The sequence below is a fragment of the Microbacterium candidum genome (assembly GCF_030315975.1).
Taxonomy (GTDB): Bacteria; Actinomycetota; Actinomycetes; order Actinomycetales; family Microbacteriaceae; genus Microbacterium; species Microbacterium candidum.
This window is the reverse complement of the sequence record NZ_JASXSZ010000008.1, coordinates 74622-96212: the sequence shown is the minus strand read 5'-3', so window position 1 is coordinate 96212 and position 21591 is coordinate 74622. Positions and strand designations below refer to the sequence as shown.

General features: G+C 70.2%; 17 protein-coding genes. 11 read left to right on the top strand and 6 right to left on the bottom strand.

Annotation, left to right across the window (positions count from 1 at the left end; translation table 11 throughout):
* The 3 genes from QSV35_RS19170 (at nt 1) to QSV35_RS19160 (ending at nt 6890) form a co-directional block, all read left to right on the top strand.
* Nucleotides 1-1635 carry a DNA polymerase Y family protein gene (locus QSV35_RS19170; protein ID WP_286290576.1) on the top strand — a complete coding sequence of 545 codons (1635 nt, stop codon included), beginning with the start codon at nt 1-3 and terminating at the stop codon, nt 1633-1635.
* Nucleotides 1636-1677: 42 nt separating this feature from the next.
* Nucleotides 1678-5070: an error-prone DNA polymerase gene (locus tag QSV35_RS19165; protein ID WP_286290575.1), complete on the top strand. Its 3393-nt coding sequence runs from the start codon at nt 1678-1680 to the stop codon at nt 5068-5070.
* Nucleotides 5071-5186: 116 nt separating this feature from the next.
* Nucleotides 5187-6890, top strand: a complete 1704-nt coding sequence (locus QSV35_RS19160; protein ID WP_286290573.1) for a long-chain-fatty-acid--CoA ligase — start codon at nt 5187-5189, stop codon at nt 6888-6890.
* A gap of 27 nt (nt 6891-6917) precedes the next feature.
* On the opposite strand, the gene ligA is transcribed toward QSV35_RS19160, so the two are convergent.
* Genes ligA through QSV35_RS19145 form a run of 3 tightly spaced genes read right to left on the bottom strand, consistent with a single transcriptional unit; the run spans nt 6918 to nt 10827 of the window.
* Nucleotides 6918-9245, bottom strand: a complete 2328-nt coding sequence (gene ligA, locus QSV35_RS19155) for an NAD-dependent DNA ligase LigA (protein WP_286290572.1) — start codon at nt 9243-9245, stop codon at nt 6918-6920.
* 32 nt (nt 9246-9277) lie between these two features.
* Nucleotides 9278-10375 carry a tRNA 2-thiouridine(34) synthase MnmA gene (gene mnmA, locus QSV35_RS19150; RefSeq protein WP_286290570.1) on the bottom strand — a complete coding sequence of 366 codons (1098 nt, stop codon included), beginning with the start codon at nt 10373-10375 and terminating at the stop codon, nt 9278-9280.
* A gap of 41 nt (nt 10376-10416) precedes the next feature.
* On the bottom strand, nt 10417-10827 hold the full coding sequence (locus tag QSV35_RS19145; RefSeq protein WP_286290569.1) for a YchJ family protein: 411 nt from the start codon (nt 10825-10827) through the stop codon (nt 10417-10419).
* 41 nt (nt 10828-10868) lie between these two features.
* Between QSV35_RS19145 and QSV35_RS19140 the strand changes: the two genes are divergently transcribed.
* The 4 genes from QSV35_RS19140 (at nt 10869) to QSV35_RS19125 (ending at nt 14150) form a co-directional block, all read left to right on the top strand.
* The gene (locus QSV35_RS19140) at nt 10869-11798 is read left to right on the top strand and encodes a 5'-3' exonuclease (RefSeq protein ID WP_286290568.1); all 930 of its coding nucleotides are present in this window, start codon (nt 10869-10871) and stop codon (nt 11796-11798) included.
* Nucleotides 11799-11892: 94 nt separating this feature from the next.
* A complete protein-coding gene (locus QSV35_RS19135; RefSeq protein WP_286290566.1) occupies nt 11893-13065 on the top strand; it encodes a sensor histidine kinase in 1173 nt (390 codons plus the stop codon).
* The gene (locus tag QSV35_RS19130) at nt 13062-13715 is read left to right on the top strand and encodes a response regulator transcription factor (RefSeq protein WP_286290565.1); all 654 of its coding nucleotides are present in this window, start codon (nt 13062-13064) and stop codon (nt 13713-13715) included. The genes QSV35_RS19135 and QSV35_RS19130 overlap by 4 nt, the downstream gene beginning before the upstream one ends.
* A 120-nt stretch (nt 13716-13835) precedes the next feature.
* A complete protein-coding gene (locus tag QSV35_RS19125) occupies nt 13836-14150 on the top strand; it encodes an SHOCT domain-containing protein (protein WP_286290564.1) in 315 nt (104 codons plus the stop codon).
* A gap of 15 nt (nt 14151-14165) precedes the next feature.
* On the opposite strand, the gene QSV35_RS19120 is transcribed toward QSV35_RS19125, so the two are convergent.
* From QSV35_RS19120 to trpD, 3 genes are all read right to left on the bottom strand, one after another.
* The gene (locus tag QSV35_RS19120) at nt 14166-15215 is read right to left on the bottom strand and encodes a PHP domain-containing protein (RefSeq protein ID WP_286290562.1); all 1050 of its coding nucleotides are present in this window, start codon (nt 15213-15215) and stop codon (nt 14166-14168) included.
* 19 nt (nt 15216-15234) lie between these two features.
* A complete protein-coding gene (locus QSV35_RS19115) occupies nt 15235-15759 on the bottom strand; it encodes an aromatic ring-opening dioxygenase LigA (RefSeq protein ID WP_286290561.1) in 525 nt (174 codons plus the stop codon).
* 127 nt (nt 15760-15886) lie between these two features.
* The gene (trpD, locus tag QSV35_RS19110) at nt 15887-16948 is read right to left on the bottom strand and encodes an anthranilate phosphoribosyltransferase (RefSeq protein ID WP_286290560.1); all 1062 of its coding nucleotides are present in this window, start codon (nt 16946-16948) and stop codon (nt 15887-15889) included.
* A gap of 127 nt (nt 16949-17075) precedes the next feature.
* Between trpD and ctaE the strand changes: the two genes are divergently transcribed.
* From ctaE to qcrB, 4 genes are read left to right on the top strand one after another with little or no spacing between them, the layout of a single operon-like run.
* Nucleotides 17076-17717 (top strand): aa3-type cytochrome oxidase subunit III, encoded by a 642-nt coding sequence (gene ctaE / locus QSV35_RS19105; RefSeq protein WP_286290559.1) that lies wholly within the window; start codon nt 17076-17078, stop codon nt 17715-17717.
* Nucleotides 17718-17735: 18 nt separating this feature from the next.
* Nucleotides 17736-18542: a cytochrome bc1 complex diheme cytochrome c subunit gene (gene qcrC / locus QSV35_RS19100; protein WP_286290558.1), complete on the top strand. Its 807-nt coding sequence runs from the start codon at nt 17736-17738 to the stop codon at nt 18540-18542.
* A 31-nt stretch (nt 18543-18573) separates the two neighbouring features.
* Nucleotides 18574-19653, top strand: coding sequence for a cytochrome bc1 complex Rieske iron-sulfur subunit (qcrA, locus tag QSV35_RS19095; RefSeq protein ID WP_286290557.1), 1080 nt, complete (start codon nt 18574-18576; stop codon nt 19651-19653).
* Nucleotides 19650-21473, top strand: a complete 1824-nt coding sequence (qcrB, locus tag QSV35_RS19090; RefSeq protein ID WP_286290556.1) for a cytochrome bc1 complex cytochrome b subunit — start codon at nt 19650-19652, stop codon at nt 21471-21473. Before qcrA ends, qcrB begins: the two co-directional genes overlap by 4 nt.
* The last annotated feature ends 118 nt before the right edge of the window (nt 21474-21591 follow it).

Here is a 21591-nt window from a genome sequence, read left to right as displayed (position 1 = left end):
ATGCGCAGCATCGTGCTGGAGATCCCCGACTGGCCCGTGGTGGCCTATCTCCGCTCGCTCGGGGCGGGTGGCGACGACTCGGGCGGGAGCGGTTCGGGCGGGAGCGGTTCGGCCGGGAACGGTTCGGCCGGGAACGGCCCGCCTGGCGGCGACGACGCGGCCCCGATCGCGATCGTCCACGGCAACGTCGTCGTCGCCTGCTCCCCTGCGGCCCGCGCCGAAGGCGTGCAGGTCGGGCGCAGACGGAGGGATGCGCAGGCCCGCTGCCCCGCGCTGATCATCGTGCCAGACGATCCCGCGCGGGATCAGCGCGAATTCCTCCCCGCGGTCCGCGCCATCGAGGAGAAGGCACCGGGAGTCCAGATCGTGCGGCCGGGGCTGTGCGCACTGCGCGCCCGCGGTCCCGCCCGCTATTACGGCGGCGAGGGAGCGGCGGTGCGTGCGCTCCAGGAGACGCTCGCCGGGCTCGGATTCGACGACGTCCGCGGCGGAGTCGCCGACGGACTGTTCACGGCCGAGCAGGCGGCCCGCCGTACCGGCGTCGGCGTCGGCGTCGGCGTCGGAACGATGGATGCTGCCGCGCGGATGCGGATCATCCCGCCCGGGGAGTCCGCACCGTTCCTCGCACCGCTGTCCGTGACGGAGCTCGACGACCCCGACCTCGCCGATCTCCTCGTCCGGCTCGGAGTACGCACCCTCGGCGCTTTCGCCGCCTTCGACGAGAGCCAGGTGCAGGCGCGCCTGGGCGAACGGGGCGTGCGGCTGCGGGCGCTGGCGGGCGGCGCGGACTCCCGACCGGTGACTCCACGGGTCCCTCCGCCGGAGCTCGAGCGGGCCATCGCCTTCGAGCCGCCGCTGGAGGCTGCGGATCAGGTCGCCTTCGCCGTGCGGACGACGGCCGACGCGTTCATCGCCGCGGTCGACACCGCCGGTCTCGTCTGCACCGAGGTCCGCATCGAGCTCACCGACGAGGAAGGCTGTCACTCCGAACGCGTGTGGCAGCATCCTGCCTGCTTCTCCGCCGCGGAGGTCGTCGACCGGGTGCGCTGGCAACTGGAGGGCGCCGGCCTCACCGCACGGGTCGCGCGAGTGCGGATCGCGCCGGAGGCGGTGGATGCCGCAAGCCGTCATCAACCCGGGCTGATCGGCCGCGGCAGCGACGAACGCCTCCACCACGCACTGTCGCGCGTGCAGGCACTGCTCGGGCACACCGGAGTGGTGACCCCTGCGATCGGCGGCGGAAGGTGGCTCGCCGAACGCCAGGTGCTCGTCCCGTGGGGGGATCGGGGTCCGTCGCCCGAAGAGCGCCGCAGGCCGTGGCCGGGGTCCCTGCCCGCACCGCATCCGACGACGGTCTTCCCGCGCCCTGTGGCCGTGGAGGTCCGTGCGGCCGACGGCGGGCCGGTCGAGGTGGACGCCCGCGGCATCCTGAACTCCGCTCCGGATGTCCTCCTGGCGGACGGGGCGAAGACCACGATCGTCGCCTGGACGGGGCCATGGCCCATCCAGGAGAGGCAGTGGGATGCGGTCCGGCACCGCAGTGCCGAGCGCTTCCAAGTGCTCGATGCCGAGCAGAACGCCTGGCTGCTCGTGCGGGAGAACGGCCGATGGTGGGCGGAGGGCCGATATGACTGAGCGGATTCCCGCCCCTCTCGCGAACGCCTCGGGGGCAGACTGATGGGCTGGAACAACCCGCCGATCTCCTGGTCCGAGCTGGAGCACGCGCTCAGCGGCACCCGGCCGGACCCCGTCCCCGTGGGAGCGGATGGCGGCGACAGCCCTGCCTGGAGCCGCAAGCGCGGCCCCTATGTGCCTCCGCAGATCGAACGTCCCGGCGACGCCGTGCCGTACGCGGAGCTGCACGCGCACTCCACCTATTCGTTCCTCGACGGCGTCTCCTCCCCGGAGGACCTCGTCGAGGAGGCGGAGCGGCTGGGGCTCAGCGCCCTCGCGATCACCGACCACGACGGCTTCTACGGCGCATCCCGGTTCGCCGAGGCGGCGGAACCACGTCAGGTGCGCACGGTCTACGGCGCGGAGCTCTCCCTCGACCTCCCCCGGCCGCAGAACGGCGAGCCCGACCCGGTCGGAACCCATCTGCTCGTCCTGGCCCGAGGAGAAGAGGGGTATCACCGCCTCTCCGGAGCCATCACGCGCGCACAGCTGCGCGGCAGAGAGAAGGGCCGACCGCTCTACGATCTCGGCGATCTGTCGGAGACGGGCACCGGTCACTGGGCAGTGCTGACGGGGTGCCGCAAGGGCCCGGTCCGCCGTGCTCTGCAGGAGCGCGGGGCGGATGCCGCCGCCCAGGCGCTCGACGAGCTGACGGCGCTGTTCGGGCGCGACGGCGTGTACGTCGAGCTGTTCGCACACGGCGACCCTCTCGACGACCAGCGCAACGACATCCTCGCGGGGCTCGCCGCCGACCGCGGGCTGCCGACGCTCGCGACCGGGAACGTCCATTACGCGACGCCCGATCGCGCCCACCTCGCAAGCACGGTCGCGGCGATCCGCGCGCGGCGGAGCATGGACGACCTCGACGGCTGGCTGCCCGCCCACGGCGGCGCGCATCTGCGATCCGGCGCGGAGATGACAGCGCGATTCGCTCTGTACCCCGGCGCCGTGGCCCGCACCGTCGAGCTCGCCGCAGAACTCGAGTTCTCGCTCGCGAAGGCGCGCCCGGCGCTGCCGAAGCAGAAGGTGCCCGCGGGTCACACGCCGATGTCGTACCTGCGCGAGCTCGTGTGGGCTGCGGTTCCCGAACGCTATCCGCGGATCACCGAGAAGGGCCGGGAGCGGATCGCCCACGAGCTCGACGTCATCGAGCAGAAGGACTTCCCCGGTTACTTCCTGATCGTCCACGACATCGTCGCCGAGGCCCGCAGGCTCGGCATCCTCTGCCAGGGGCGGGGGTCCGCCGCATCCAGCGCCGTCTGCTATCTGCTGCACATCACCGCGGTCGACCCGATCCTCTACAACCTGCCGTTCGAGAGGTTCCTCTCCGCCCTGCGCGACGAAGAGCCCGACATCGACGTCGACTTCGACTCCGATCGCCGCGAGGAGATCATCCAGTGGGTGTACCGCCAGTACGGGCGGGAGCGCGCGGCGCAAGTGGCGAACGTCATCCAGTACCGGCCGAAGAACGCGGTGCGCGATGTGGCCCGCGCCCTCGGCTACTCCCCCGGTCAGCAGGACGCCTGGTCGAAGCAGGTCGAACGATGGGGGGCATCGCTGTCGTCGGATGCGTCGCACGACATCCCCGCTCAGGTCATCGAATACGCCGGCGAGCTGCTGAAGGCTCCTCGGCATCTCGGCATCCACTCCGGCGGGATGGTGCTGACCGAACGCCCCGTCGGCGAGGTCGTCCCGATCGAGCACGCGCGCATGAAGGACCGCACGATCATCCAGTGGGACAAGGAGGACTCCGCCTGGATGGGGCTCGTGAAGTTCGACCTCCTGGGGCTCGGGATGCTGTCGGCCCTGCAGCACTGCTTCGACCTCGTCCGCGAGTCCACCGGCGAGGTGTGGGACCTCGACAGGATCCCGAAGGAGGAGCCGGCGGTCTACGACATGCTGTGCCGCGCCGACTCCATCGGCGTGTTCCAGGTGGAGTCCCGCGCGCAGATGGGCCTGCTGCCCCGGCTGCAGCCGCGCGAGTACTACGAGCTCGTCATCCAGATCGCGCTCATCCGGCCGGGTCCCATCCAGGGCGGTGCGGTGCACCCGTTCGTGCGCCGCAAGCTCGGGAAGGAGCCGATCACCTACCCGCACGACGATCTGAAGCCCGTGCTCGAGCGCACCCGCGGCATCCCGATCTTCCAGGAGCAGCTCATGCAGATGGGCATGGTGATCGGCGATCTCTCCGGGGAGGATGCGGATCTCCTGCGCCGTGCGATGGGTTCCAAGCGCGGCATCGAGCGGATCGAGTCGCTGAAGGAGAAGCTCTATGCCGGCATGGCACGGCATGGGTTGACCGATGACGAGGCGGATGCGATCTACGCCCGCATCCAGGCGTTCGCGAACTTCGGCTTTGCGGAGTCGCACGCGCTGTCATTCGCGCTGCTCGTGTACGCGAGCTCATGGATCAAGCTGCACTACCCCGCCGCGTTCCTCACCGGGCTCCTGCGCGCCCAGCCCATGGGTTTCTATTCGGCCGCCACCCTCGTCGCCGACGCCCGGCGACACGGGGTCGAAGTCCTCCGGCCCGACCTGCGGGTGTCCGGAGCGCTCGACGGATTGGAGGCGCTCGGCGACGATCGGCGTCCGGCGGGCCTCGATGCGTGCCTCGACCGGGAGCAGCCGCCCATCGGCGTCTTCGACCGTGAGGCCCCCGACGTCTCCGCGGCACACCGCCGCGACACCGCGTTCGCGGTGCGGATGGGCCTTGCCGGGGTGAAGGGCATCGGCGTGCCGACCGCCGAGCGGATCATCGCCGAGCGGGAAGCGCACGGCCACTACCTCGATCTGAACGACCTGGCCCGGCGCACCGCGCTCACGGCCGCCCAGCTCGAGGCACTGGCGACGGCGGGCGCGTTCGACTGCCTCGGGCTGACTCGTCGCGAGGCGATCTGGCTCGCGGGCTCCGCCGCGCAGGAACGCCCCGAGCAGCTCCTCGGTACCGCCATATCCGTGCAGCCGCCGCTCTTCCCCGATCCGACGAGCTTCGAGGTGCTCGCCGACGACCTGTGGGCGACCGGCGTCTCCACCGACGACCATCCGATCGCACACTTCCGTCCCGCGCTCGACGAACGCGGGGTTCTCCCCTCCGCAGCTCTGCGGACCGCGGAGACAGGGAGGCGGATCGAGGTCGCGGGCCTCGTGACGCACCGGCAGCGGCCGGCGACGGCATCCGGGATCACGTTCCTCAATCTCGAGGACGAGCACGGCCTCATCAATGTCATCTGCTCGATGGGAGTGTGGACCCGCCATCGCCGGGTCGTGCGCGACTCGCACGCATTGATCGTCCGCGGGATGCTGGAGCGGTCACCGGAGGGCGTGACCAACCTCCTCGCCGACGGATTCGAAGACCTGCGCGTAGGCGTGCGGCACGCCTCCCGGGACTTCCGATGAGAACGCGCGGCACCGTGCTCAGGCGAATCGCTTCCACCGCCCGCGGCCCCCGCTCGGCTCCCGCGACCGCGTACGGCCACCCCCGCCGACCGGCCCGTCCGCCCTAGGCTGAGGCCGTGACCGCCTACGACCCGCCTCGCCCCTGGATCGCCAGCTACGCCGACGGCGTCCCGGAAGATCTGGAGCCGGTGACCGGCTCCCTCGTCGACATCGTGGCAGCATCCGTGCGCGACTACCCGGACGCGCCCGCGCTCCAGTTCTTCGGCGCGGAGACGACATACCGGCAGATGCAGGAGCAGATCGACCGCGCTGCCGCCGGCCTTCACGCCCTCGGCGTGCGCGCCGGCGATACGGTTGCGATCGTGCTCCCCAACTGTCCGCAGCACATCGTCGCGTTCTACGCGGTCCTGCGCCTCGGCGCCGTCGCGATCGAGCACAATCCGCTCTACACCCCGCGGGAGCTCCGCAAGCAGTTCGAGGACCACGGCGCCAAGACGGCGATCGTCTGGAGCAAGGTCGTCGCGACCGTCCAGGACTTCCCCGCGGACCTCGCCCTCACGAACCTGATCTCCGTCGACGTCACGAAGGCGATGCCGCTGGGGATGCGGATCGCGCTGCGCCTGCCGATCGCGAAAGCGCGCGAGTCGCGCGCGGCGCTGCACGAGTCGGTGTCCGGCACGATCGCGTGGGAGACGCTGCTTCGAAACGACCCGCTGCCGGCGACGCATCCGAAGCCGGCGACCGACGATCTCGCGATCATCCAGTACACGAGCGGCACGACAGGCACCCCGAAGGGCGCCGCCCTCACGCACCGCAACCTGCTCTCCAACGCCGCGCAGGCGCGCGCATGGGTGCCGCAGATCGTGCGCGGGAAGGGATGCGTCGTCTACGCCGTCCTCCCGATGTTCCACGCGTACGGACTCACGCTGTGTCTGACGTTCGCGATGTCGATGGGTGCGCGCCTCGTGCTGTTCCCGAAATTCGACCCCGACATGGTGCTGGAGGTCACGAAGAAGCACCCGGCGACCTTCCTCCCGCTCGTGCCGCCCATCGCCGAACGCCTCCTCAAGGCCGCGCAGGAGGAGGGCGTCTCGCTGAAGGGCACCGAGGTCGCCATCTCCGGCGCGATGGCGCTGCCGCACGAGCTCGTGGTGCCGTTCGAGGCTGCGTCCGGCGGCTATCTCGTCGAGGGCTACGGCCTCTCGGAGTGCTCGCCCGTGCTCATGGCCAATCCGGTCGCCGACAACCGCGTCCCGGGCACCGTCGGGCTTCCGCTGCCGGGTACGGAGTGCCGGGTGATCGACCCCGACGACCCTGCCCAGGACGTCGCGCCCGGCGCGGCGGGCGAACTCGTCGTGCGCGGACCCCAGGTGTTCGGCGGCTACTACGGCAAGCCCGAGGAGACCGAGGCGTCGTTCGTCGATGGCTGGTACCGCACGGGCGACATCGTCACGATCGACGACAAGGGCTTCGTGCGCATCGTCGACCGGATCAAGGAGCTCATCATCACGGGCGGCTTCAACGTGGCCCCCACCGAAGTCGAGAACGCTCTGCGGCAGTATCCGGATGTCGAGGATGCCGCCGTCGTCGGGCTGCCCAGCGAACACTCGGGCGAGGAGGTCGTCGCCGCCGTCGTGCTGGCACCGGGCGTCCCCGACCCCGACGTCGAGGCGATCCGCGAGTTCGCCCGGGGCATCTTGACGCCGTACAAGGTGCCGCGCCGCATCTTCATCGTCGATGAGCTGCCGAAGTCGCTCATCGGCAAGGTGCTGCGCCGTCAGGTGCGCGAGTCGCTCCTGAAGCTCACGACCGGCTCCTGAAGCTCACCACCGCCGGCTGAGCAGACATCACGCGTCGAGCGCTGCGGGCCCTTCGGTCACGAGGGTGTGGAACTGCGCGGCATCCAGGATCCTGATGCCGAGCTCTTCGGCCTTCGCGAGCTTCGACCCCGCACCGGGGCCGGCCGCGACGAAGTCGGTCTTCTTCGAGACGCTCGAGGCTGCCTTTCCGCCGGCCTTGATGATGGCCTCCTGCGCGCCCTCACGCGAGTATCCCTCGAGGGACCCCGTCGCCACGACGGTGAGCCCTTCGAGCACTCCGCCCTCCACGACGGCGGCTCCCGGTCCGGGGTGCCCGGGCGTCGACCACTGCACGCCCGCCTCTGTCCAGCGCTCGACGATCTCGCGGTGCCAATCGACCTCGAACCACTCCAGCAGCGAGTCGGCGATGATCCCTCCGACGCCCTCGACCTCCGCGAGCTGTTCGCGATCCGCCGCACGGATGGCGTCGAGCGAGCCGAACCACTGCGCCAGGGCGCGCGCGGCGACCGGCCCGACGTGCCGGACGTTGAGCGCGACGAGCAGACGCCACAGCTCCTTCGTCTTCGCTTTCTCGAGCTCGGCGAGCAGCTTCACCGCCGCCACGGACGGCTGTGGGCCGTCGATGCCCTGCTTCTTCTCCGCCGCCGTGGGGTTGCGCCGGAAGGGCGCCCGGTGCACTGGTTCACCGGACTCCTCGTCGACCTTCATCTCGCCCGTCTCGGAGTCGCGGACGACGACCGAGATCGGAACGAGGTCGTCGAGCGACAGCGAGAAGAGGCCGGCCTCGGTCTCGAGCGGTGCCACGGACGGCGGCTCCGCCTGCGTGAGCGCGGCGGCCGTGACCTCGCCGAGGACCTCGATGTCGAGTGCGCCGCGCGAGCCGATGTGCTCGACGCGCCCCTGCACCTGCGCGGGGCACGAGCGGGCGTTCGGGCAACGCAGGTCGATGTCGCCCTCCTTCGCCGGGCGCAGCGGGGAGCCGCAGACCGGGCACGTGGCGGGCATGACGAACTCGCGCTCGGTGCCGTCGCGCAGTTCGACGACGGGCCCGAGGATCTCCGGGATGACGTCACCGGCCTTGCGCAGCACGACGGTGTCGCCGATGAGGACGCCCTTCGCCTTGACGACGTCCTGGTTGTGCAGAGTCGCCTGGCGGACGACGGAGCCCGCGACGCGCGCCGGCGCCATCACAGCGTAGGGCGTCGCACGCCCGGTGCGGCCGACCGAGACGACGATGTCGAGCAGCTTCGTGTTGACCTGCTCGGGCGGGTACTTGTACGCGATCGCCCAGCGCGGTGCGCGGCTCGTGGCGCCCAGCTCGTCGTGCAGCGCGAGGTCGTCGACCTTGACGACGATGCCGTCGATCTCGTGCTCGACGTCGTGCCTGTGCTCGCCGTAGTGCGCGACGAACTCGAGCACGCCGTCGATGTCCTCACTCGTGCGGAAGTAGGGGCTCGTCGGCAGCCCCCATCCCGCGAGCAGCCCGTAGACCTCGCTCTGCGAGGACACCGGAGGGTTCGGCCACGCACCGATGCCGTGCACGAACAGGCGGAGCGAGTCGACGCGCGCGAGGCCCGCCTCGAGTTCCAGGCCGTCCTTCTTGTCCAGCTGCTGGCGCAGCCCGCCGCTCGCGGCATTGCGGGGATTCGCGAACGATGGGAACCGCCGCTCGGCGCTCAACCGCACCTTCGCCTCGTCGAATCCCCTGCCCCGGGCGCGCCCTTCGTCGACCACGCGATCGCGCAGCTCAGCCTGGAAGGCGTTCAGCCGCTCGAAAGCCGCGACCGGGATGAAGACCTCGCCGCGCACCTCGACGATCGGAGGATGCCCCTTTCCGGAGAGACGCTGAGGGATGCCGGCGACCCGCAGCGCGTTGACGGTGACGTCCTCCCCCACCCGGCCGTCGCCGCGCGTCGCGGCCGACGTCAGCACGCCGTTCTCGTAGCGGAGGCTGATCGCAAGACCGTCGATCTTCAGCTCGGTCAGCCAGCGCACCTCTCCGCCTGCGGCGGCCTGGGTCTTGACGCACCAGTCGCGCAGCTCCTCCGGCGAGAAGACGTTGTCGAGGCTCAGCATGCGCTCGGCGTGCTCGACGGGGGCGAACTGCGTGTTCTCGGCCGCGCCGACCGTCAGCGTCGGGGAGTCCTGTCCCTGCAGCTCGGGATACAGGCGCTCGATCGCCTCGAGGCGATGCATCCACCCGTCGTACTCGGCGTCGTCCACGAGCACCATGTCGCGACCGTAGTAGGCGTCGCGCGCGCCGATGATGCGGTCGGTGAGGCTCGCCGCCTCCGCCCGCGCCTCGTCGAGAGTCAGGGTCAGATCCACCGATTCGGGGGCTGCGGCATCCGTCACCCGCTCAGTCTAGGAGCGGGTGCAGACACGGTTCAGACTCCGGCAGGAACCGCGGAGAGCGTCCGGTCGATCGTGAACTGCCCGATGACGCGCGTGCCGTCGTACAGCACCGCGGTCTGGCCGGGAGCGACGCCTTCGAACGGCGTCTCCGGTCGCACCACGAGTTCACCGGAAGTCAGAGAGGCGGATGCGGGCACGGGATCCGCATGCGCGCGGATCTGCACGTCACACGAGAACTCGAGGGCGGACGGCGCACGCCCCGCCCAGCTGAAGCGCGCTCCTGCGATCTCGGCGATCGCCAGCGCCTCCTTCGGCCCGACCACGACGGTGTTCGACACCGGACGCACCTCGAGGACGAAGCGCGGCTTGCCGTCGGACGCGGGGACGCCGAGGCGCAGGCCTCGCCGCTGGCCGACCGTGTAGGCGTGCGCGCCATCGTGCACGCCGACGACTGCGCCGGAGGCATCCACGATGTCCCCGGTCTCCGACCCGACCTTCTCCGCGAGCCAGCCGCGTGTGTCGCCGTCGGGGATGAAGCAGATGTCGTGGCTGTCCGGCTTCTGCGCGACCGAAAGCCCGCGCTCGGCCGCCTCCGCGCGCACGAGCGCCTTCGACGGCGTCGACCCGAGCGGGAAATATGTGTGGGCGAGCTGTTCCGCGGTGAGCACCCCGAGCACGTAGGACTGATCCTTCGCGGCATCGGACGCCCGGTGCAGTTCGAGCCCATCGGTGGTCTCGACGAGGGATGCGTAGTGCCCCGTGCAGACGGCGTCGAAGCCGAGCTCGACGGCGCGCTCCAGGAGGGCGGCGAACTTGATCCGCTCGTTGCAGCGCATGCACGGGTTGGGCGTGCGGCCCGCCTTGTACTCGGCGACGAAGTCGTCGATCACGTCGTCGCGGAACCGCTCGGAGAAGTCCCACACGTAGAAGGGGATGCCAAGGCGATCGGCCGCGCGCCGGGCATCCATCGCGTCCTCGATCGTGCAGCAGCCGCGGCTGCCGGTGCGCAGTGTCCCGCCCGCCCGCGAGAGCGCGAGGTGCACGCCGACGACGTCGTGCCCCGCCTCCACGGCCCGCGCGGCCGCGACGGCGGAGTCGACACCGCCGCTCATCGCCGCCAGGATCCGCATCGCCCCAGTCTACGAGCCGCCCGCTGGACGGGTGCCGGATGCTATTCGACGTCTTCGTCGACGTACACCCACCGGCCTCCGCGCCGGGCGAACCGACTGCGCTCGTGCAGGCTGCCGCGCTCCGACCCGAAGGTCCAGGATGCCTCGAACTCGACGACCCCCTCCATGTCTTCGACCCCACCCTCGAAAGACGACAGGATCCGCAGCCCGGTCCAGCGTTGGGCAGGGTCGAGATCCAGGTCGGCCGGGCGGGTCCGCGGATGCCACGTGCGCTCCAGGTATCCGGCATCCCCTGTCGCGAACGCGGTGTAGCGCGACCGCATGAGGCGCTCGGCGGTCGGCGCCGGAGCGCCTGCGAGCAGCGGGCCGCAGCATCCGTCGAACCGCGCGCCGCTGTCGCACGGGCAGAGGTCGCCGGGACCCGGGGACGCGAAGCGGGCGCCGAAGGACATGACCACGACTCTATGTCGAGGGGACATGCCAGGATGGCCCCGTGGCCGACCGACTCATGCTCCTCGACAGTGCGTCCCTCTACTTCCGCGCGTTCTACGGCGTCCCGGATACGGTGAAGGCGCCCGACGGGGCGCCGGTGAACGCGGTGCGCGGATTCCTCGACATCATCGCCAAGCTCGTGACGATGTACGAGCCGACGCATCTGGTCGCGTGCTGGGACGACGACTGGCGTCCGCAGTGGCGTGTCGACCTGATCCCGAGCTACAAGGCGCACCGCGTCGTCGAGGTCGTCGAGAGCGGACCGGATGTCGAGGAGGTCCCCGACCCGCTCGAGGTGCAGGTGCCGGTCATCCGCGAGGCGCTGACCGCGGCGGGCATTGTGATCGTCGGCGCCCCCGAGCACGAGGCCGACGACGTCATCGGAACCCTCGCGACGATCGCCACGATGCCGGTCGACGTCGTGACCGGCGACCGCGATCTCTTCCAGCTGGTGGACGACGATCGTGACGTACAGGTCGTCTACACCGCGCGCGGCATGAGCAACCTCGAGAACGTCACCGACGACGTCGTGCTCGCGAAGTACGGCGTCCACGCGAACCAGTACGCCGATTTCGCGACGCTGCGGGGCGACTCCTCCGACGGACTGCCCGGAGTCGCGGGCATCGGCGAGAAGTCTGCGGCGACCCTGCTCGGCGCGCACGGCGACCTCGCGGGCATCCTGGCGGCCGCCGAGGCCGGGGACGGGATGTCCGCGAGCGTCCGCGCCAAGCTGACGGCGGCCCTCCCCTACCTCGCCGTCGCGCCGACCGTCGTCGCCGTCGCCCGCGATCTCGACCTCGCCGTACCTGACAGCCGCATCCGGGCGCTCGACCCGACGGAGCGGCTGGATGCGGTCGCCCTCGGCGAGCGCGGCGGATACGCGACCCCGCTCGAGCGCCTGCTCGACGCGTTCGAGCGCGTCGCCGGCTGACCGCGTCGCGCCGGCCGACTACTCCCCAGGGAGTACGACGGGTTCCTCCGCGGGCACGGCGAACGCACGGAAACCGCGGCGTACGATCGAGCGCATGCCGGATGCCGCCTGGACCACCGATTCCACGGGGACAGGGCGCTTCCATCCGCCGGCAGGCGTGACGCTTTACGTCCCGGTGGTCGTGTCGCTCCTCGTGCAGGTGCCGCCGACCATCGCGATCGCCGTCTGGACGCGCCACCTCGCGCCGTGGGCGACGGCGGCGAGCATCCTCCTCGCGACCGCCTCCGCGCTCGCGCTTCTCGCCGCCCGCCGGTTCCCCGGCCCGACGGTCGCCGTGATCACGGCGCTCGCCGTCGCGGACGTCTTCATCCCGACGTGGGGGCCTCCGTACATCTCGCTCGCATTCGCGATCGTCGGCGCCGTCGTGCGCGGAGCCCGGGTGTGGGCGTTCGTCTCGGTGGGCGTCGGATGGCTCTTCGCCGTCGTGGTCGGCACGCTTCTGCGCCTCGACTGGCACCCGCTGCAGGTCGCCGCGATCACCGCGGTCCTCGCTGCGTGCTTCGGCATCGGCGCCTTCATCCGCAACCGGCGCGATCGGGCGATCGCGTATCGTGCGCAGCTCGCGGAGCGCAGGCGCACGACGGAGCGGGAGGAGCGGGAGCGCATCGCGCGCGAGCTCCACGACGTGCTCGCGCACTCGCTCAGCCAGATCTCCGTGCAGGCCGGAATGGGTCTGCACCTCTTCGACCGCGAGCCGGAGAAGGCGCGCGAGGCGCTCGCCAACATCCGGGGCCTCAGCGCCACCGGCCTCGACGAGGTGCGCGGCGTCCTCGCGTTCCTCCGCGGAGACGAGCGCTCGCCGCACACCGCCCCGCTCACCCCGCAGCCGCAGCTCGCCGACCTCGAACGCCTCGCCGACCAGCGCACCGGACTCGGGCTCACCGTGACCCTCGACGACCGCCTGGACGGCGATCTTCCGCCGTCCTCCGTGCAGACGACCGCCTATCGGATCGCGCAGGAGGCCCTCACGAACGTCGTGCGCCACAGCGCCGCGTCGACCGCGACGATCACGCTGGACCGGGATGGCGACGACCTCGTCGTCACGGTGTCGGACGACGGCGTCGGGATGCAGAACGCCACGGAGGGCACGGGCATCCGCGGCATCCGCGAACGCGCTGCGCTGCTCGACGGCACGGCGCGGCTGACCGAGGGCAGCCGGGGCGGAACGACCGTGACCGCGCGGCTCCCCTGGAACGGACCGGCATGATCCGCGTCGCGCTGGCCGACGACCACCAGCTCGTCCGCGCCGGCTTCCGCGCACTCCTCGACGCCGAACCCGACATCGAGGTCGTCGTCGAGGCCTCGGGCGGGCAGGATCTCCTGCGCCTCCTCCGCGAGGTGCCCGTCGACGTCGCGCTGGTGGACATCCGGATGCCGGACGGCGACGGCCTGTGGGCGACCGAGGAGATCGCGGCCGACCCGGCGCTCGAAGACGTCCGCGTCGTCATCGTCACGACGTTCGAGCTCGACGAGTACGTGGCGCGCGCGATCCGCGCCGGGGCCAGCGGCTTCCTCGTGAAGGACACGGAGCCCGTCGATCTCATCCGCGCCGTGCGCGTGGTCGCCCGGGGAGACGCGCTGCTGTCGCCGAGCGTCACGCGCACGCTCCTCGGGCGTGCGGCGACCGGGATGCGGGTCACCCCCGCACCGGAGGGGCTCACCGAGCGCGAGACCGAGGTCCTGCGCCTGGTCGCCCACGGCCTCACGAACGACGAGATCGCCGAGCGGCTGTTCCTCTCGCCCCTCACCGCCAAGACGCACGTGTCGCGCATCATGCAGAAGCTCCAGGCGCGGGACCGCGTGCAGCTCGTCGTCATCGCATACGAATCCGGCCTCGTCGCGCCCGGCTGGCAGTAGCCGGCCCCGTACTCCCCTCGGAGCATCCGGGTTCACTCCCCCTGGCGGATTCGCCCGGACGCCGTCCGGCGTTGGCTGGAGGCATCCTCGCGCAGAGAGCGCGACGAGAAGGGAGTCCTCATGTCCACCGCAGTCGCCGCCTCGCTCGCGGCCGCCCACTTCGCCGGCCCCTGGATCGGGTTCGGCTGGTGGTTCCTGTTCTTCCCCCTCTTCTGGATCATCGTCGCGATCGTCCTGTTCGCGATCTTCGGGCGGCGACGCTGGCGGACCGCCAACGGCGCCGACGGCGCGTACGGCCGTCCGGACCCGTCGCGCGCCGCGGAGGCGACGCTCGCGGAGCGCTTCGCGCAGGGCGACATCGACGAGTCCGAGTACCGCAAGCGCCTCGAGGTCCTGCGCGCGAACGCCGCATCGTCCGGACAGCCGCGCCCCTGATCGGATGCGGGCGGCTCAGAAGCCTTCGGAGCCGCCCGCATTCCGCTCGCGCGCCGTCCAGGCGCGAAGTCTTCCGAGGGGCCACGTCGTGACGATCCGCTCCGGCGGGACGCCGAGCCGGGATGCGCGCGCGGCGCCGTAGTCGAGCAGCGACAGCTGGCCGGGCGCGTGCGCATCCGAATCGATCGAGAAGAGGCATCCGAGCCGCACCGCCATCGCGAGCAGGTCGTCCGGCGGATCCTGACGCTCCGGCCGCGAGTTGATCTCCACCGCCACGCCGTGCGCGGCGCATGCCTCGAACACGGCCCGCGCGTCGAAGGTCGAGGGTGGCCGCGTCCCGCGTTCACCCTGCACGAGGCGGCCGGTGACGTGACCGAGGACGTCGACGTGCGGGGAGGATGCCGCGGCGACCAGCCGCCGTGTCATCGGCGCCCGCTCCATCCGGAGCTTCGAATGGGCGGACGCCACGACGACGTCGAGCTCTTCGAGGAGGTCGGGCTCCTGGTCGAGATCTCCGTTCTCCAGGATGTCGACCTCGATGCCGGTGAGGAGCGTGAAGCCGCCGGGACCCGCCGCATTGATGCCGGCGACGATCCCGAGCTGCGTGCGCAGCCGGTCGGGAGAGAGCCCATTGGCCACCCGCAGCCGCGGCGAGTGGTCCGTAAGTGCGAGGTACTCGTGCCCGAGCGCCCGGCCCGCCTCGACCATCGAATCGATCGGCGTCAGTCCGTCGGACCAGTCGCTGTGACAGTGCAGATCGCCTCGGAGCATCGCCCTGAGCCCCGCACCGGCCGTCGGCGTCTCTTCGCCCGCCGCCGCACGCAGTTGGGCGAGATAGTCGGGCACGCGACCGGCCAGCGCCTCTTGGATGACGGCGAACGTCGAGTCGCCGATGCCTTTGCGGCGGCGGAGGGATGCGGCATCCCGCAGCTCTTCGTCGGACAGCCCCGTGATCGCGGCCGCCGCCGCTCGGAAGGCCTTGGAGCGGTAGCGCGAGGCCCGTTCCCGCTCGAGGAGGAAAGCGATCTCCTCGAGCGCGGCGAGCGGATTCGGCGCGTCGGTCACTCTGCGTCGGCCCGCCGCGTCACGGCGCCCTCGTCGCGGGGCGGATGATCACGGGGGCGCTCGCCAGGCGATGCAGCGCCCAGCCGAACAGGATCGACAGGATGCCGATGCCGATCGCGAAGGCCGCGATCCCGAAGGAGACGACGGAGGTGAACAGCGAGGCGCGCAGAAAGGACGCCGTCATCATGGTCTGACGTGCAGGGTCGTCCTGCGCGAGCTCCGCGTAGGTCTTTCCCCCCGACGCCTCCAGAGCGTGCTTCTGAATGACGTTCGCCTGCACGAACGCGGTGAACGGACCCGCGACCGTCTGTCCTTGGAAGGCGTCGGCGTCATTGGGAACCGTGATGTTCTCGGCACGGAGCTGACTCGAGACGGCGATCCAGGCCGTGAGCCCGACGACGATGAGGAGGATGCCCGCGAGGATGCCGAGCACTCCGATGGTCTTCACGAGCCCGAGACGACGTGCCGGCGGCACGACGGAGCCGTCTTGGGGCGTGGTCTGTACGGCGCCTTGCTGCCCGGCCTGTGCGGCGGAATCCGACATGGGTCCTCCAGGGTGCGGCGCGGACGCCCCAAGGAGCATCCGCTCGGTGCGCACCGCCCCGACGGCCGGCTGAGCCCACGCTAGCGCCCAGGACGGACACGGCACCACGGGCTTCGCTCTCTCCGCGTCAGGCGGCGAACTCCCGGGTTGCGGCGATCCACGCGTCGAGCTTTGCCGCCGCAGCGCCGCTGTCGATGGCGGCCTCGGCCTCCCCCTTTGCTTCGGCGAGGCGCTCGAGGATCGGCCGCTGCGCGAGCGTCGGGTCGCGGAACAGCCGGTAGGAGACGATGCCCGCGGCGGCGTTCAGCAGCACGATGTCGCGGACGGCGCCGGCTTCGCCACCCACAGTGCGCCGCACGACGTCGGCGTTCTCGGCGGGGGACCCGCCGATGAGCTCGTCGATGCGCGCGAGGCGGAACCCGAGCTCACGCGGATCGATGTCGTGCTCGTGGATGTCGCCGAGGCTGACCTCCCACATGCGGCTGTGGCCCGTCGTCGTGAGCTCGTCGAGCCCGTCGTCGCCGCGGAACACCAGCGCCGTGGCGCCGCGGGTGCGGAACACGCCCGTGATCAGCGGAACGCGGTCGAGCTGCGCGACGCCGACCGCGTTGGCCTCGGCGCGTGCCGGGTTGCACAGCGGGCCGAGGAAGTTGAACACCGTGGGGACGCCGAGCTCGGCGCGCGTCGGCCCGGCGTTCCCGAAGCCGGGGTGGAACGCGGACGCGAAGACGAAGGTGATGCCGGTGCGATCGAGCACGTCCGCCACCGCCTGCGGGGGAAGCGTCAGCTCGACGCCGAGCTCCCGCAGGACGTCGGAAGAGCCCGAGGAGGAGCTCGCCGCCTTGTTGCCGTGCTTGACCACGGGGATCCCCGCAGCTGCGGCGACGATCGCCGACATCGTGGAGACGTTGACGGTGCCGAACCGGTCTCCGCCCGTTCCGACGATGTCGAGGACTGCGGCGGGAACCGGCAGCGGGAGGGCCGCCTCGAGGATCGCGTCGCGGAATCCCACGACCTCGTCGACGGTCTCGCCCTTGGCGCGCAGGGCCACGAGGAAGCCCGCCAGCTGCGACGGCGTGGCGCGCCCCTCCATGACCTGCTGCATGGCCCAGGTCGACTCCGACACGCTCAGATCGCGGCGCTCGAGGAGCGCCGAGAGGATCTCTGGCCAGGAGTACAGGTCGGTCACGATCATCGATCCTAATCGGCCAGAGGATTCGCGGCGTTCTCCCGGCACGCTCTTAGGTTCGCCTAACTTCGCATACGGCCGAACTCATGGGCCGGGATGCGAAAAACCGGCGCGGAATTCGGCAATAATGGGGGACGTGACGACCCCAGCAACTTACAACCAAGCCTTGCGCACCGTGAAGCGACCCGACCCGGTCGCCGTCGGCACCATCGTCTGGCTCGGCTCTGAGGTGATGTTCTTCGCGGGGCTGTTCGCGATCTACTTCACCCTGCGCAGCACCTCCCCCGGGCTGTGGGCGGAGATGACGGCCAAGCTCAACGTGCCCTACGCGTTCGTGAACACGATCATCCTCGTGCTCTCCTCGGTGACGTGCCAGCTCGGCGTCTTCGCCGCGGAGCGCTTCCAGCCGTACACGAACAAGTCGAACAAGCGCTGGCAGCGCTGGGGCATGGTGCCGTGGTTCTACCTGACCTTCATCATGGGCGCGATCTTCGTGTCCGGTCAGGTGTGGGAGTACGCCCAGCTCGTCACCGAGGGCATGCCGATCACCGCCAACTCGTACGCATCGGCCTTCTACCTGACCACGGGCTTCCACGCCCTCCACGTCACCGGCGGCCTCATCGCCTTCCTGCTGGTCATCGGCCGGGCCTACGCCGTCAAGAACTTCGGCCGCAAGGAGATGACGACCTCGATCGTCGTGTCGTATTACTGGCACTTCGTCGACGTCGTGTGGATCGCCCTGTTCGCCGTCATCTACTTCATCAAATAGAGCGGAGCTGCAACCCCCATGGCACGAGAGAAGAAGCGCCGCCAGACCGGGCGTCGCAGCCGCATCGCGACCGCCGCGCTCATCGGCGCGGGTCTGCTGCTGACCGGCGGCATCTATGCCGGCGCGTCGGCGGCGATGGCCGCCACGGGCGATGACACGAAGGCCTCGGTGAGCGCCGCCAGCGTCGAGGACGGGAAGAAGCTGTTCCAGGCGAACTGCGCCACCTGCCACGGCGTCAACCTGCAGGGCACGCACAGCGGCCCGTCGCTCTACGGCGTCGGCGAGCTCGCCGTCCACTTCCAGGTCTCGACCGGCCGAATGCCGCTGCAGGAGCAGGGACCGCAGGCTCCGGTGAAGCCGCCGCAGTTCACGGACGCGGAGATCGCATCGATCGCAGCGTACGTGCAGTCCGTCGCGCCCGGCCCCACCTACCCGGCGCCGGAGGTCATCGACGGCAAGGGCAACGTCGCGGAGGGCGCGGAGCTGTTCCGCATCAACTGCGCCATGTGCCACAACGTCGCCGCGGCCGGTGGTGCTCTCACGGAGGGCAAGTTCGCCCCGTCGCTGGACAAGACCACCCCGCTGAACATCTATGCGGCGATGGTGACCGGCCCTCAGAACATGCCGGTCTTCAACGACATGAACCTGACGCCGGACCAGAAGCGCAACATCATCTCGGCGATCCTGTACCTGCAGCAGCACGAATCGCCCGGCGGCTACGGCCTCGGCAATCTCGGCCCCGTCTCCGAGGGCCTCTTCATCTGGATCTTCGGAATCGGCGCTCTGATCGCCATCACCGTGTGGATCACGGCGAAGTCCAACTGATCTTTCCCTGAACGAACGTACGAGGAGCACCATGTCACACGAGGACGACCCGCTCGAGCACGAGAGGGCTTCGTGGAAGCCCTCTCCGGGACTCGCTGTCGCGGTGACCGACCCCGTGCAGAACAACGATCTGCCGCCCCACCGCGAGCGGGTGACCGACAAGGATCCGGCCGCCATGAAGCGCGCGGTCCGCACGGTCTACACGCTGTTCTATCTGTCGGTCGCAGGCAGCATCTGGGCCGTCGCCGCTTACATGCTGTTTCCGATCGAGAGCGGCGAGACCTCCGCGGTCCGCGACAACAACCTCTTCATCGGTCTGGGCATCGCGCTCGCGCTGCTCGCCCTGGGCATCGGAGCGATCCATTGGTCCAAGGCGATCATGTCGGACAAGGAGTTCATCGAGCCCCGTCACGCGACGCGCGGCCGCGACACGACCCGTGAGGCGGCGATCAAGGCGTTCGCCGACGCCAACGAGGAGTCCGGATTCGGCCGCCGCGCCATGATCCGCAACTCCCTCATCGCGGCGGTCGTCGCCTCGATCGTGCCGGGCATCACGCTCTTCCGCGGCCTCGCGCCGGAGAACACGCCCGCCGAGCCCCACGCCGGCGACCCGGTGTACCTCCTCAGCCACACCATGTGGAAGACGGGGACCCGCCTCGCGCACGACCCGAGCGGTGTCCCGATCCGGGCGTCCGACGTCACGCTGGGTTCGGCGTTCCACGTCATCCCGGAGGACCTCGCGTCGATCAGCCACAGCGAGGGCTACCTGGAGCAGAAGGCGAAGGCCATCGTCCTGCTGATGCGTCTCCCCCAGGACCAGCTGCATCCGACCAAGGGCCGCGAGAACTGGGCGTACGACGGCATCGTCGCGTACTCGAAGGTCTGCACGCACGTCGGCTGCCCCGTCGCACTGTACGAGCAGCAGACGCACCACCTGCTGTGCCCCTGCCACCAGTCGCAGTTCGACATCACGCACGAGGCCGCGGTCATCTTCGGCCCCGCCGCACGTCCGCTGCCGCAGCTTCCGATCACCGTCGACGACGAGGGCTACCTCGTCGCACGGAGTGACTTCCTCGAACCCGTCGGCCCGAGCTTCTGGGAGCGCCATTGAGTACCGCAACCACCACCTCGCCTTTCCAGGAAGAGGTGAAGGAGAAGCCCCTCGGCGGTCGATTCGTCGGCTGGGCCTCCAACTACATCGACGAGCGCACGAGCCTGTCCGGCTTCGTGAAGGAGCTCGGCCGCAAGATCTTCCCTGATCACTGGTCGTTCATGCTCGGTGAGATCGCGCTGTGGAGCTTCGTCGCAGTGCTGCTGTCGGGCACGTTCCTGACGTTCTTCTTCCAGGCCTCGATGGTCCCGACGCACTACACCGGCGCCTTCATCCCGATGCGCGGTGTCGAGATGTCGGCCGCTCTCGACTCGACGTTGCGGCTGTCCTTCGACATCCGCGGCGGCCTGCTGGTGCGTCAGATCCACCACTGGGCGGCGCTGACGTTCGTCGCCGGCATCGGCGTGCACATGCTCCGCGTGTTCTTCACGGGTGCATTCCGCAAGCCGCGCGAGCTCAACTGGGTGATCGGTTTCATCCTGTTCATCCTCGCGATGGGCGAGGGCTTCACGGGCTACTCGCTGCCTGACGACCTGCTCTCCGGCAACGGCCTGCGCATCATCGACGGCATGGTCAAGGGCATCCCGGTGATCGGCACGTGGACCTCGTTCCTCCTCTTCGGCGGCGAGTTCCCGGGCAACCAGATCGTCGGACGCCTGTACACGCTGCACATCCTGCTGCTGCCGGCGATCCTCGTCGGACTGCTCGTGCTCCACCTCATGCTCATGGTGATCAACAAGCACACGCAGTTCGCAGGCCCCGCGCGCCAGAACAGCAACGTCGTCGGCTACCCGATGATGCCGATCTACATGTCCAAGATGGGCGGCTTCTTCTTCATCACGTTCGGCGTGATCGTGCTCATCGCCTCGCTGTTCACGATCAACCCGATCTGGAACTACGGTCCGTACGACCCGTCCCCCGTGTCGGCCGGTACCCAGCCCGACTGGTACATCGGCTTCGCGGACGGCGCCCTGCGTCTCGTCCCGCCGCACCTGGAGTTCGTGTGGCTCGACCACACGTGGTCGTTCAACATCCTGATCCCGCTCGTCGCGCTCGGCCTGTTCATCGTCCTCGTGCTGATCTACCCGTTCATCGAGGGCTGGGTCACGGGCGACAAGCGCGAGCACCACATCGCGCAGCGTCCGCGCCACGCGCCCACGCGTACGGGCATCGGCGTGGCCGGTGTGATCTTCTACGCGGTCCTGTGGGCCTCGGCGGCCTCCGACCTCATCGCGACGCACTTCCAGCTCACGATGGAGGGGGTCATCCACACCCTGCAGTTCCTCCTCATCGCCGGTCCGATCATCGGCTACTTCGTCGCCAAGCGCATCGCCATCGCGCTGCAGAAGAAGGATCGTGAGATCGTCCTGCACGGCTACGAGTCAGGTCGCATCGTCCGCCTTCCCGGCGGCGAGTACATCGAGGTCCACCAGCCGGTCGACGAGTACGAGCGCTTCAAGCTCGCGGACTTCGAGACCTTCGAGCCGCTGGTGGTGCGTCCGAACGCGAAGGGCCGCATCCCGTGGCACCAGAACCTCCGCTCGTCGATGTCGCGCTGGTTCTTCGAGGACCGTCTGCAGCCCTTCACGCAGTCGGAGCTGGAGGCGCACACGCACCACCAGCACGAGGAGCTGGATGAGATGGCCGAGACCGAGGCCGCCGAGATCCAGGCCTCGCACGAGCGCGCCGGCCACCCGGACGCCCCGCTGCGTCCTGAGCGCGACGCCCACCACGGCGAGATCCCCGTGCACCCGACGAGCGTGCTCGCCGAGGACGAGGAGCCGAAGGAGTCCGGCGAGGAGACTCCCGAGAAGCCGTAGCACGCTTCCCACGCCCGGATGCCCCGTGCACGACCTTCTGAGGTCGGCACGGGGCATCCGGCGTTCACGGGGGGGGGGGGGGGGGGGGCCCGGGGGGCCGGCTGGGGCCTGGGCCTGG